17 protein-coding genes are annotated in these 11,950 nt (G+C 37.1%); 10 read left to right on the forward strand and 7 right to left on the reverse strand.

The genetic code is table 11. The features are described 5' to 3' along the window. Window positions 1-96: 96 nt before the first annotated feature. On the reverse strand, window positions 97-231 hold the full coding sequence (locus tag MLOOGBEN_RS27375; protein WP_081825373.1) for a YfhE family protein: 135 nt from the start codon (window positions 229-231) through the stop codon (window positions 97-99). A gap of 148 nt (window positions 232-379) precedes the next feature. Between MLOOGBEN_RS27375 and recX the strand changes: the two genes are divergently transcribed. Continuing rightward, the gene (gene recX, locus MLOOGBEN_RS27380) at window positions 380-1,189 is read left to right on the forward strand and encodes a recombination regulator RecX (RefSeq protein WP_179161417.1); all 810 of its coding nucleotides are present in this window, start codon (window positions 380-382) and stop codon (window positions 1,187-1,189) included. A 10-nt stretch (window positions 1,190-1,199) separates the two neighbouring features. Here the strand turns inward: recX and MLOOGBEN_RS27385 are convergent, their stop codons facing one another. Continuing rightward, the gene (locus MLOOGBEN_RS27385; RefSeq protein WP_179161418.1) at window positions 1,200-1,877 is read right to left on the reverse strand and encodes an SDR family NAD(P)-dependent oxidoreductase; all 678 of its coding nucleotides are present in this window, start codon (window positions 1,875-1,877) and stop codon (window positions 1,200-1,202) included. A gap of 85 nt (window positions 1,878-1,962) precedes the next feature. Between MLOOGBEN_RS27385 and MLOOGBEN_RS27390 the strand changes: the two genes are divergently transcribed. After that, window positions 1,963-2,286 (forward strand): YfhH family protein, encoded by a 324-nt coding sequence (locus MLOOGBEN_RS27390; RefSeq protein ID WP_179161419.1) that lies wholly within the window; start codon window positions 1,963-1,965, stop codon window positions 2,284-2,286. A gap of 50 nt (window positions 2,287-2,336) precedes the next feature. Here the strand turns inward: MLOOGBEN_RS27390 and MLOOGBEN_RS27395 are convergent, their stop codons facing one another. Together MLOOGBEN_RS27395 and MLOOGBEN_RS27400 are read right to left on the reverse strand one after the other, a co-directional pair. Continuing rightward, a complete protein-coding gene (locus MLOOGBEN_RS27395) occupies window positions 2,337-2,480 on the reverse strand; it encodes a YpzG family protein (RefSeq protein WP_179161420.1) in 144 nt (47 codons plus the stop codon). Window positions 2,481-2,499: 19 nt separating this feature from the next. Further along, the gene (locus MLOOGBEN_RS27400; protein ID WP_179161444.1) at window positions 2,500-2,673 is read right to left on the reverse strand and encodes a small, acid-soluble spore protein K; all 174 of its coding nucleotides are present in this window, start codon (window positions 2,671-2,673) and stop codon (window positions 2,500-2,502) included. Between the two features lie 137 nt (window positions 2,674-2,810). Between MLOOGBEN_RS27400 and MLOOGBEN_RS27405 the strand changes: the two genes are divergently transcribed. Beyond that, window positions 2,811-3,080, forward strand: a complete 270-nt coding sequence (locus MLOOGBEN_RS27405; RefSeq protein ID WP_179161421.1) for a YfhJ family protein — start codon at window positions 2,811-2,813, stop codon at window positions 3,078-3,080. A 36-nt stretch (window positions 3,081-3,116) separates the two neighbouring features. Here the strand turns inward: MLOOGBEN_RS27405 and MLOOGBEN_RS27410 are convergent, their stop codons facing one another. Then, complete coding sequence (locus MLOOGBEN_RS27410; protein ID WP_179161422.1) at window positions 3,117-4,097, reverse strand: metal-dependent hydrolase; 981 nt, start codon at window positions 4,095-4,097, stop codon at window positions 3,117-3,119. Window positions 4,098-4,218: 121 nt separating this feature from the next. Here MLOOGBEN_RS27410 and mutY point away from each other — a divergent pair, with 121 nt between their 5' ends. Further along, window positions 4,219-5,328 carry an A/G-specific adenine glycosylase gene (gene mutY, locus MLOOGBEN_RS27415; RefSeq protein WP_179161423.1) on the forward strand — a complete coding sequence of 370 codons (1,110 nt, stop codon included), beginning with the start codon at window positions 4,219-4,221 and terminating at the stop codon, window positions 5,326-5,328. Window positions 5,329-5,347: 19 nt separating this feature from the next. On the opposite strand, the gene MLOOGBEN_RS27420 is transcribed toward mutY, so the two are convergent. Next, entirely contained in the window at window positions 5,348-5,530 is a 183-nt protein-coding gene (locus MLOOGBEN_RS27420; protein ID WP_179161424.1) for a hypothetical protein, read from the reverse strand. A 114-nt stretch (window positions 5,531-5,644) separates the two neighbouring features. Here MLOOGBEN_RS27420 and fabL point away from each other — a divergent pair, with 114 nt between their 5' ends. From fabL to MLOOGBEN_RS27445, 5 genes are all read left to right on the forward strand, one after another. Further along, on the forward strand, window positions 5,645-6,394 hold the full coding sequence (gene fabL / locus MLOOGBEN_RS27425; protein ID WP_179161425.1) for an enoyl-[acyl-carrier-protein] reductase FabL: 750 nt from the start codon (window positions 5,645-5,647) through the stop codon (window positions 6,392-6,394). Between the two features lie 73 nt (window positions 6,395-6,467). After that, a complete protein-coding gene (locus tag MLOOGBEN_RS27430) occupies window positions 6,468-6,791 on the forward strand; it encodes a gamma-type small acid-soluble spore protein (protein ID WP_179161426.1) in 324 nt (107 codons plus the stop codon). 146 nt (window positions 6,792-6,937) lie between these two features. Further along, complete coding sequence (locus MLOOGBEN_RS27435) at window positions 6,938-7,195, forward strand: YgaB family protein (RefSeq protein WP_090760403.1); 258 nt, start codon at window positions 6,938-6,940, stop codon at window positions 7,193-7,195. 194 nt (window positions 7,196-7,389) lie between these two features. After that, window positions 7,390-7,920, forward strand: a complete 531-nt coding sequence (gene ntdP / locus MLOOGBEN_RS27440; RefSeq protein ID WP_179161427.1) for a nucleoside tri-diphosphate phosphatase — start codon at window positions 7,390-7,392, stop codon at window positions 7,918-7,920. Between the two features lie 106 nt (window positions 7,921-8,026). Then, complete coding sequence (locus MLOOGBEN_RS27445) at window positions 8,027-9,802, forward strand: ABC transporter ATP-binding protein (protein WP_179161428.1); 1,776 nt, start codon at window positions 8,027-8,029, stop codon at window positions 9,800-9,802. Between the two features lie 427 nt (window positions 9,803-10,229). On the opposite strand, the gene MLOOGBEN_RS27450 is transcribed toward MLOOGBEN_RS27445, so the two are convergent. Then, complete coding sequence (locus MLOOGBEN_RS27450; protein WP_179161429.1) at window positions 10,230-10,388, reverse strand: hypothetical protein; 159 nt, start codon at window positions 10,386-10,388, stop codon at window positions 10,230-10,232. Window positions 10,389-10,921: 533 nt separating this feature from the next. Between MLOOGBEN_RS27450 and MLOOGBEN_RS27455 the strand changes: the two genes are divergently transcribed. Next, window positions 10,922-11,329, forward strand: a complete 408-nt coding sequence (locus MLOOGBEN_RS27455; protein WP_179161430.1) for an acyltransferase family protein — start codon at window positions 10,922-10,924, stop codon at window positions 11,327-11,329. Window positions 11,330-11,950 lie beyond the last annotated feature (621 nt).

Here is an 11,950-nt window from a genome sequence, read left to right on the forward strand (position 1 = left end):
GGGTCATAAGTCAATCCGTCAAAAAGGTTAAAGAGCAACCTTTCTGCCAGCTCGCCATATGTCTGTCGCCGACAAGCAGGCGCCTTCCGCTTTTTCTTATAAACGAGTTTTTTTGTCGTGGAAGCCGCCAGCACGGTCTGCCATTTTAAACTCACGCTGGTATGATACTTCCTGCATACTTGTAAGTGAATATTTTCCTCTATCCTTATCTTTTTTCTTCTTTTCTGCCATATTGCTCAGTCCTTTCAACATTTAATTTTGTTAATCGTTAAAAAGCTTATGGAAAAAATTAAGCACATTCTCCATTTTTACCTTTTCAGAATGGAATGATACTCCATTGTGGAAAAAATATGATAAAGTATTTGGAGAGGTGAATCATATGGCTGTTATAACAAAAATCACCACACAGCAGAAAAATAAAGATCGCTTTAATATTTTTATGGACTATGGAAAAGGCGAGGAATATGCCTTTAGTGTCGATAGTGCTGTATTGATTCGATTTGAATTAAAAAAAGGGATGGAGATTGATGAATTTTCCATCTTAGAGATACAATTTCAAGACGATATCAGGAAGGCCTATAATCGTGCAGTTAATTATTTGGCAAGAAGAATGAGATCTGAAAAAGAGATAAAGGACTATCTTGAACAAAAAGAAATAGAAGAACCTATTATTAAAGAAGTTATTCATAAATTGGCTGCTCAAAAATATATTAATGATGAGGAATATGCCCTTTCATTTGTAAGAACCCAGATGAATACGACAGATAAAGGTCCAGACTTAATCCGTATGGAGTTAAAAGAGAGAGGCATCAATGAGGGGATAATCAAACATGCAATAACGGAATACGCTGTAGAAGATCAAGTTGAAAAAGCCATTAAGGTGGCAGAAAAGTTAATCAAAAAGAGTTCAAAGGAATCTCAACGAATCGTTAAGCAAAAAGCAGAGCAATTCCTATTAAGGAAGGGCTACCCCTTCGACGTGATTCATCTGGCGCTAACTGAAGCAAATACGGATAAGGAACAAGATGAGGAAATGGAAGCCATAAGGTATCAAGGCGAAAAAACACATCGAAAATATAGTAATTTTACCGGTTTTGAATACAGCCAAAAAATGAAACAAGCTCTTTTCCGTAAAGGATTTTCAATGGATTTAATTGAAAAATATTTAGAAGAAGTCGAAAAATCATGACACAGTTCCGTCATGATTTTTTACTTTCGATGATAATCTCATCTTGATCGAGTTGATTCATTATTATTTCGGCAACTTCTTTAGGTGAACGAAAACGGGAAGTGTCGGCAACGTGATTGCTCCCTGCCCAAAATGGGGTATCCATTCCGCCCATATAAATGGCTTTAATTTTGATCGAACTATTTTCGTACTCCTTTTGCAGGCTTTCCGTAAAGCCCCTAACAGCAAATTTACTTGCCACATAAACAGCTTCATTAACTTTTCCTCTTAAACCCGCTGTTGAAATGATATTTATCAACAGACCTTCACCTTGTTCTTGCAGTAAAGGTAATACAGCTTTTGTCATTAGTATCGTTCCGAGAACATTCGTGTTAAGCATTTCGCTGATTTCGTTCTCCATTATGTTAACAAAAGGTCCGAAATGACCAACACCGGCATTATTAACCAAACCAACAATTCTGTGATTTTTGCTTATTTCTTTTATCTTTATAAAAATATCTGTTTCTTTTTGAACATCAAGAACAATGTAATCCGCTGCACCGCCGGCTCGTTCGATTTCCGTTTTTACAGCTGAAAGTTTATCCACAGCCCTTCCCGTCATTAAGACATGATAACCCTGCTGCGAAAATAATATGGATAATTCCTTCCCCAATCCAGAACCTGCTCCAGTAACAATGATCGTTTTCACTGAAATGTCTCCTTTTATCTTTATTAATTTTATAAAAATAACTATACTAAAATAAGAGGAAAAACGAAAATGGGAGTGGACTTTTATGCAACAGGAGAAACGATATAGCACGATGACCGAGCATGAATTAAAGCAGGAAATTGCCCAATTATTAGAAAAGGGGAGAAAAGCAGAGCAAATGGGAATGGTCAGTGAGTATGCTGTATTAGAAAGAAAAGCAGCGATGGCTCGGGCCTATTTATTAGATCCTACTGCATTTAAACCTGGTGAAATTTATGAGCTTGAAGGCGACCCAGGGGAATATTTTAAGATAGACTATATGAATGGTGTATTTGCCTGGGGATACCGTTTAAAGGGAGATGGCAAAGAAGAAGCACTGCCAATATCGATGTTAAAATGGTTAAAATAGAAAAAAGACAAACCAGAGAGTAATATCTCTGGTTTATCTTTGTTAAGCATTTAGGCTTGCTTCCGGGTTTGGCGCTTTAAAATGATTAGGTCTTGGGATTGTTGGGTTTCACCATTTATTTGTGAATGAGCATGCTTTGATTTAGCCCAAGGGGTTGTAAATGGCTTGCCTTCATGATTTTTCTGGTTTCCCATAGTTAAAACCTCCCAAATTTTAGAAATACTCAGGTGTATCATTTTCACGCTCACCAGAAGCACGCATACGCTCCTGTGGATGGGTGTTGATCGTTCCGTCGGCCCGTCTTGAAGCATATTCTGCTTTCGCTCGTGGCTCTCCCTCTAACTTGTTGTTATTTTGGTTCGGGAAATTCCTTGCTTTATTTCTCACCATGTTGGTACCTCCATCAAAAGGAATGAGAAACCGTGAAAAGCAAAGTGTCGTCACACCAGTGCTTACCACGTGATAATAGTATTCGATAATTAGCTTAAGGTTATGTTATAAGAAATTGGCAATGAGGTGAATGTATGAACGATTACCATGAAAGATTAGCAAAGCTGTTGTTAGAAAAAAACAAATTGCTCTCCTACAATCAAGCCCGGACTTGGGTTGAGTTAATGTGGGAGGACTTTGAAACCACCGCTGCGAAGGCAGGAAGAGATTACCTTGGCAGTGAAATGACGGAAAGAATTGTTACGCAATGGATCAAGAATTACGGAGGGAGACTTCATGATTTTGTTGCCAAAAATCCAAAATATAAAGACTTCCTCATTCAAGACAAGAATTCATTGAATTAAAAAGGCGAGTGACTATTAGTCACTCGCCTTTAATAATTAACTTGGAATAATACTGAGCTTTTTCCGTAATTTACTTTCGCTGAACACCCAGCCGGTATAGGAACTAATTGGATTTAACTCAAGATCTAACTGCACGACTGCAACGAACGGATAATGCCCATTACTGCGGTACCTCAAGTCAATAAATCGAACCTCGTAATAGTCATCGTACTCATCTAATTCCCATCGATAAACAGGCGAGAATGACAGGAAGGCAGCTAGGTTTTTATCCTTTTTTGCGGCTTCGAGTACAGGTGTTTCAGGTACCGGAACTCGCTTAAAACGGTCTAATATCTCAACATTTGTTCCTACCGCCCTGCCAACAAAGAACTCACCTTCATTCATCGCGGCAATTCTCCAAAGATGATACTTCATAGTTGGTGCAATAATGATTTCCGTTGCGTCTGGAATTAATTTCTTAACCTCTGCCTTTACTTTACCCTGAGCATAAAACCGGAGGAGGTAATATCCAAATAACACGACAAACATCGTTAAGAATGTATAACCAGGATCTGCACCAAAAACCCAAATAATAATGGCGACTATGTGTATGCCAAAAATAATCGGGTCAAAGGTATTGATTACTCCAAGCGCAACCCATTTTGATGTGAATGGTCTAAGAGCCTGCGTACCATAGGCGTTAAAAATGTCTACAAACACATGGATAAATACCGCGGCAAATGTCCATCCCCAAAGGTGAAGTAGATTTGCATTAGGGAAAAAAGGATAAATCACTGCTAAAAGAATAAGAGGCCATAATAGTACAGCTGGAATTGAGTGGGTAACACCTCGATGATTACGAATATAGATGGCATTATTTCTTAACTTTAAAACGGTATCAATATCAGGTATTTGTGAGCCCGCAATTGTAGCAATTAATACACTTGTTGCCGTTACAGAGCTGCCAGCTACTACAGGATCAAGAGTCGCAAGACCGCCAAGTGCAATTCCCATTACAACATGAGTTCCAGTATCCAAAAGGAAAATTCCTCCTTTAATAAAATCTTGTCAAATTGAACAATTTCGCTTATGGTTAAAAAATGCTTATTATTATATTCCCTTATTTCTTTTTGTTTAACAGGCTGGAGGCATTTTAGTAATGGTAAATGAGTTGAAAAATATAAAAAAAATCTCAATAGAAAATTTTCAAGAGGATTTAATCTCCTGGTTTAAAGCCGAACAACGCGATTTGCCATGGAGAAAAGACCAAGACCCATATAAAGTATGGGTTTCGGAAATCATGCTGCAGCAAACAAGAGTCGATACGGTTATTCCTTATTTTAATCGATTTATTGAATGGTTTCCAACAATAGAAGACCTTGCGAAAGCAAATGATGATAAAGTTCTTAAAGCATGGGAAGGGCTAGGTTATTATTCGCGAGTAAGGAATTTACATTCAGCTGTAAAAGAAGTAAACGAAAAATACAATGGTCAGGTACCAGATACTCCAAAAGAAATTTCAAACCTTAAGGGGGTTGGTCCCTACACGGCTGGCGCAATTTTAAGTATTGCCTATGGTATACCTGAACCCGCGGTAGATGGTAATGTCATGAGGGTTTTATCACGTATCCTCTCGATTTGGGAGGATATTGCAAAGCCATCTACTAGGAAGGTATTTGAAAATGCTGTTAGACAGCTAATCTCCCATGATGATCCTTCTGCGTTTAATCAGGCATTAATGGAACTAGGCGCATTAATTTGCACTCCAACATCACCTTCATGTTTACTCTGCCCTGTTCGTGATCATTGTCAGGGATTTCATGAAGGAGTAGAATCCGAACTTCCTATTAAGACGAAAAAGAATTCACAAAAAAATGTTGAACTTGCAGCAATTATTGTGAAAAATGAAATGGGAAAAGTTTTAATTCATAAACGTCCTGAAACTGGACTATTAGCAAATTTATGGGAGTTTCCAAATGTTGAAATTCATCAACCGTTACTGATGAATCGTACCCAAATCAATATTCTTTTCAAAGATGCCTTTGATATGAATATTATGCTTGAAAAGGGTATTGGTCAAATAGAACACATTTTTTCCCATTTAATCTGGAATATCCGTGTATTTACAGGAACAATTAGTTCCGATTTTTCAGAAGGTAATGGATGGAAATTTATTTCATTAGATGAAATGGAAGACTATGCCTTTCCGGTTTCATATCATAAAATTCTAAAGCTATATAATGAATATACAAAAAAAAGAACGCCATAAGGTTCCTGGCGTTCTTTTTTTATCCTTTTATTCCGCCGCGACTTTCAATTTCTTCAATAATTTCTCGATGAATGGTAACTCCTTCACTGTTTAAATAAGGAGCGATTTGCTGTAGTGAATGATGGAAAAAGGCAAGTTCATTGTCATTCCAATCAGCTTTAGCCATCATTGAAAGCTCTGTCATGTCCCGTCCTGTGTACATAATCGACTTCCTTTCGAATGGAATTCATCCAACTTATTGTTTTGTAATTAATTGTCTTCTATTCATAGAAAAGATAAAATGAAAAGAACATGAAAATAAAAGGGGTAAAGGTATATGACACAAAAAGTAGCACTTATAACAGGCAGCAGCAGGGGAATAGGGAAGGCAACAGCCTTAAGGCTTGCTCAAGCAGGTTACGATATTGTCATCAACTATGCAAGAAGTAAAAGCTCTGCACTTCAAGTAGCTGAAGAAATTGAAGCACTGGGAAGAAAAGTTTTAGTGGTAAAAGCGAATGTTGGCGATGTAAGTAAAATTAAGGTGATGTTTAATCAAATTGAGGAAGAATTCGGCAGATTAGATATTTTTGTAAATAATGCTGCCTCTGGAGTTCAGCGCCCAATAATGGAACTAGAAGAAAGTCACTGGGATTGGACATTAAATATTAACAGTAAGGCATTATTATTCTGTGCTCAGGAAGCAGCAAAGTTAATGGAGAAAAATGGCGGCGGCAAGATTGTCAGCATCAGTTCTTTAGGATCTATTCGTTATTTAGAAAATTACACCGTAGTAGGTGTTTCTAAAGCCGCATTAGAAGCCTTAACGAGGTATTTAGCAGTTGAGTTAGCATCTAAAAATATTGTTGTAAATGCGGTCTCTGGAGGAGCTGTCGATACAGAAGCGTTAACGCATTTTCCAAACCGCGAGGAGCTTCTTCAGGAGGCAAAGGAGAAAACTCCAGCAGGGCGCATGGTGGAAATTGAGGACATGGTTAATTGCGTTATGTTCCTATTATCAGAAGAATCCAGCATGATTAGAGGACAAACGATAATTGTTGATGGCGGAATTTCCTTACTCGTTTAATTATTTTTTTAAAAAATTTTTTTAGGATAATCTCCACGAAGCGGGACATATTAATTTCGTGGAGGTGATTAACATGGCAAACAATCAACAACCAAACAAAACTTCTGCTGGAACGAACATCCAAGAGGTTAGACAACAAAACGCTCAATCTCAAGGCGGTGCAGGTTCAGCAGGTCAATTTGGAACTGAATTCGCTAGCCAAACAGATGCTGCAGAAGTAAGAAGACAAAATCAGCAATCTCAAGCTGGTCAAGGTTCTGCTGGAGCTGCTGGTTCAGCAGGCCAATTTGGAACTGAATTCGCTAGTCAAACAGATGCTGCACAAGTGAGAAAGCAAAACCAACAATCTCAAGCTAATAAAGGCCAAGGAAACTCTGGTCAATTTGGTCAAAGCTAAAGTAGTAAGCAGAAGGCACCCTAAGTCGAAGGGTGCCTTCTTTTTGTTTTCGACAAAACTTCTCTTTAGTCTACATAAGTAGTCAAAGGATAAATCTGTTTATTAAAGAATACATATTAGGAAGTAAAAATAAGGCGGTGTGGTAAATGGATCATTTTAACCGTTTAGTATCTGAGCAGATGATGACAATGGAAAAATTACTATACCTTCAAGGTGAGCTTGAGCGGTGTCAAGAAATTGAAGAACAACTACAGACCCTGCAAAATGAAACGGAGTTAGAGAGTGTCCAATTTGATATTAATCAAATGAAAAAAGAGTTAAAAGAGATTCAGGAAATCTTTGAAAAACAAACGGAGGAAGTCATCCAATCCTATCGTGAAACTGATTTGGAGCCATCAATTTAGGTCAAAAATCAAAAAAAGATTGAAAAATATGCAAATTTTTTCAAAGAGTCATTGAATTCAATGGCTCTTTTGTTTTAAATTCTTTACTCAACCGTTATAATAATAAGAAATAGTAAATGAACTTTGTTGCCATTTGTCGTTTAATTGCAGGAAGAAAGGTTACAAAGCGTTTAGGAAGGAAGTAGGGGAGAATCATGGGCGTACCCATCGAAGGTGAACCAATACAAATACATAGCTATAAACACAATGGGCACATCCATCGCGTCTGGGATGAAACTACCGTTTTAAAGGGATCGCAAAATCTGGTAATTGGCGGGAATGATCGCACAATTGTAACGGAATCAGATGGAAGAACATGGATTACAAGAGAACCAGCGATTTGTTATTTTCATTCACAGTATTGGTTTAACATTATTGGAATGATTCGTGAAGATGGTATTTATTACTATTGTAATCTCAGCTCACCATTTATTTTTGATGGTGAAGCAGTTAAATATATTGATTATGATCTTGATATTAAGGTATTCCCTGATATGACGTTTAATTTGTTAGACGAAGATGAGTATGAACGCCACCGTCGTGAGATGAAGTATCCTGAGGTTATTGACCAAATCCTGAAAAGAAATGTAGAAAAGCTAATTCACTGGATTCGGCAGCGTAAGGGACCTTTTGCGCCAGATTTTATTGATATCTGGTATGAGCGTTATTTAACATACAGACGATAATGGAAGAATGTTCGGAAAGATGATGAAGGCATCTACACGTATAGTAGCTGTCTTCATCATCTTTCCCTGTTCTTATTAATGTGACAGCAGGAAAGAGGGGCCAATCTTGAGCAGTGTTCGCAGATATCTCGAATTTGTTAAGCCATATCGCCTTCAAATTATAGGGACGATTATTATCGGGGTTTTAAAATTCGCCATCCCGCTTATGATACCCATGCTCATTAAGTATGTAGTGGATGATATTATTGGGGCAAGTGGTCTAACAAATGATGAGAAATTAAATAAATTACTAATCATAATGGGAATTATGATTGTTGTTTTTGTCGTCGTAAGGCCGCCGATTGAGTATTATCGTCAATATTTCGCGCAATGGACTTCAAGTAAAATTCTATACGATATCCGTGATCGGATGTATACACATATCCAGAAACTCAGCTTTAAGTATTATGCCAATACACGGTCAGGAGAAGTTATTTCACGCGTTATTAATGATGTTGAGCAGACGAAAACATTTGTTATTACTGGTCTTATGAATCTTTGGCTAGATATCGCAACGATTATTATTGCAATCATTATTATGTTTTATATGAATGTGAGTCTTACATTTGTATCGATATTGCTGTTCCCGCTATATGCTATTTCTATAAAATATTTTTTTGGTAATCTTCGTAAGCTTACCCGATCGCGCTCCCAAGCACTTGCAGAGGTACAAAGTTATTTACATGAACGGGTTCAAGGGATGCCAGTGATTAAAAGCTTTGCGATTGAAGAGTTTGAACAAAAACAGTTTGACAAGCAAAATAAGAACTTTTTAGATAAGGCATTAGAGCACACAAGCTGGAATGCAAAGGCATTTGCGGCTGTTAATACGATTACTGATATTGCACCGCTACTGGTAATCGGCTACTCAGCTTACCTGGTTATCCAGGGAAGTTTGACGCTAGGCACAATGATTGCGTTTTTTGCTTATATTGATAAATTGTATAATCCGTTAAGAAGGCTTGTTAATTCTTCCACAACCCTGACACAGTCATTCGCCTCGATGGACCGGGTATTTGAGTTCCTTGATGTAAAATATGATATTGTCGATGCTCCCAATGCGGTTGAGTGTAAGGATGTGAAGGGGGACATTAGGTTTGATCATGTTCAATTTACATACAATGAATCAGAGGAAATGATTCTGAAGAATATCAACCTTGATGTGAAAAAAGGTGAGACGATTGCCCTCGTTGGGATGAGCGGTGGAGGCAAGTCGACACTTGTCAGCCTGATTCCTCGTTTCTACGATGTCACGGAAGGGAAAATTCTCTTAGATGGTGTAGATATCCGTCATTTCAATGTTCAGTCCTTACGGGACAAAATTGGCGTAGTTTTTCAAGACAATATCTTATTTAGTGAGTCTGTAAAGAACAATATCTTATTGGGTAGACCTTGCGCAACGGATGAAGAGGTTTATGAAGCTGCCAAAGCTGCCAATGCGCATGATTTTATCGTGAATCTAGCAAATGGGTATGACACAAAGGTCGGCGAAAGAGGCGTTAAGCTTTCAGGCGGTCAAAAGCAAAGAGTTGCCATCGCCCGCGTATTTTTAAGAAACCCGCCGATTTTGATATTAGATGAGGCAACTTCAGCTCTTGATTTAGAGAGTGAACACCTCATCCAAGAAGCACTTGATAAGCTGGCAAAGGATCGGACGACATTTGTTGTAGCCCACCGTTTATCCACCATCACCCACGCTGATCGCATTGTCTTAATCGAACACGGGAAAATTGTCGAAGTGGGCAAACATGATGAATTAATGGCTAAACAGGGCAATTATTATAAATTATTCCAAGTGCAGCAGCTTGAACAGCATAAAGAAAAAACACCGCTGCAGGCATAGAAAAGAGCAGAAGGAAATGACGTATGAATTCGCATACGTCATTTTTTATGATTTGTGTCAAGGATACGAAAGTGGACCAAATCCCGTTTTTATTGCTTTACTTGTAAAATTGGAAGATGAGAGCCCTTGAATTTAAAATAGAAGAAAGAGCGGTCACTCATAATAAGTCCATTGCTTACATCCAATAACTTGATATTATTCCTGCAGGAATCTCCGAATCGTCTTTCTAGAACCTATCATAACCGGTTATGCAAACCTCAATATCTTGGCGAAGTAAAGCTAAGATATTCTTTTTCGCAAAACGTATATTATGATTAGATATAGTGATGAGAACATACCTTTGTTATAACATAGAAGAAACTAGAAATAACTTCCGGTTTATTTTTTAACTAATTGTCCCTATGTATCTTCAACCACAAGTGATTTTTTAATCGCGCATTGCTCCAGCCTCTCGGGAAGTCATTGCACCTTGTCCTTCGCTTACATCTTTTTGAATTTCTTGTTTTACTTTTTGTGCATCAGTGCCGGCAAATTCTGGCTTCATAAAAGTACCCAAATTCTCTTTAACTTGTTGATCCGGTTGCATATAATTCCTCCTCAATTTACTCTTCAACAAACTTATTATTTACAAAAAAATACTCGATATATCAATACTTAAGTTATTAAGACCAGCTGCCCGTCTTTGGCGGCTTTTTCTCATTTAGCTAAAAGTAGCAGAATGGTTTAACGTATAGAGATAGAAAGGGAGGGTTAGTATAAATTTAAAAATACATAATGATTTTTCTATGGCAAATCTGGATGAGATGCAAGAAATATATGATTCTGTCGGTTGGACAAAACATACAATTGAGATTATAAAGCAAGTATTCGAAGCTAGTAATGTCTTTGCGTTTCAGGAATGGCTAGGTACTTAAACCCTACTTTAACTAATGAGTATCTAGAGTAACAATTTTTCTAATTTTGCTAATGAATTGCGGTTGTTTAATAGAGCAGTCGCTTTTTCACTAATAATTAAGGACAACGAGGAAGTTGACTGTGTTATTAATGAAATCGTTCATATTGCTGAATGTTTATGATTATACTCAGTTCGTTGTATAATTGTCTCAAAGGGGAGAATTTATGGAAAATGGTAATCAATTTGCAAGACATTACGATTTAGACTGGATAAAGGTATTGGCTACGTTTATGGTGTTCCTTTATCATTGTTCAATGTTCTTTAATTCATTTGATGGGCATATTAAAAACGACATTATAAATAAAACATATATAGAGATTTTTTCTCTTTCAGTGGGAAATTGGATAATGCCTATATTTTTTGTAATCTCAGGAATTGCTACATTTCACGCTCTTAAAAAAAGAAAGGCTCAAAGTTTTATGAAAGAAAGGCTTTTACGACTAGGACTGCCTTTACTTCTAGGAATCTTTCTATTGTCACCGCCTCAAGTGTATATTGAAAGAATAACGAACAATCAATTTGAATGTTCATTACTACAATTCTTTCCTCATTATTTGATGGATTATATTTAGAAATGGGTGGAACAGGTAACTTGAATTTTTCGGACATCATCTTTGGTATCTATTGGAGTTATTACTTTTTTCGATTATCACACTTCCTTTTTTCCTGAAGATGAGAAATAATGCGGGACGGAAAGTTTTTGGATACTTTCATTACCTACTAATGCCTATCCCTTTAGGGTATTCTTGAGGGAATTTGTTCGCAGAGTAGGTGTCTTAGCTGGAGTATTAAGTGTACTTAGTACAGCCGCATATATATTCTGGGCTATGTATATTGGGTTTCCGATGAATGTCTCGTTAAATTGGGCTATATTTATGATTCTTCGGGTAATTCTCGTATGGAACACACTCTTCTTTATCCTATTTCTAGGTGACAAATACTTTAACTTCTCGAATGCGGCATTAAAATATACAAGCGAAGCATCGTACCTGGTAAAGTTATATTTTTAGTACCAATAGCATTTACCATAATTTTGATTTCCTATCACTTTATTATTCGAAGAGTTAACTTTTTGAGAGTATTGTTCGGTTTAAGAGTGGTTAAAAAAATCAGTCCTATTTCCGGGCAGAGCTTCTATAAATCTAAGTAATTTGAATCTAATTCACGAATTATACTTAAAAATTTTCACAATA

Origin of the sequence: Bacillus sp. EB106-08-02-XG196 (assembly GCF_013396335.1) — a bacterium.
In the GTDB taxonomy this organism is placed as follows: Bacteria; Bacillota; Bacilli; order Bacillales; family Cytobacillaceae; genus Neobacillus.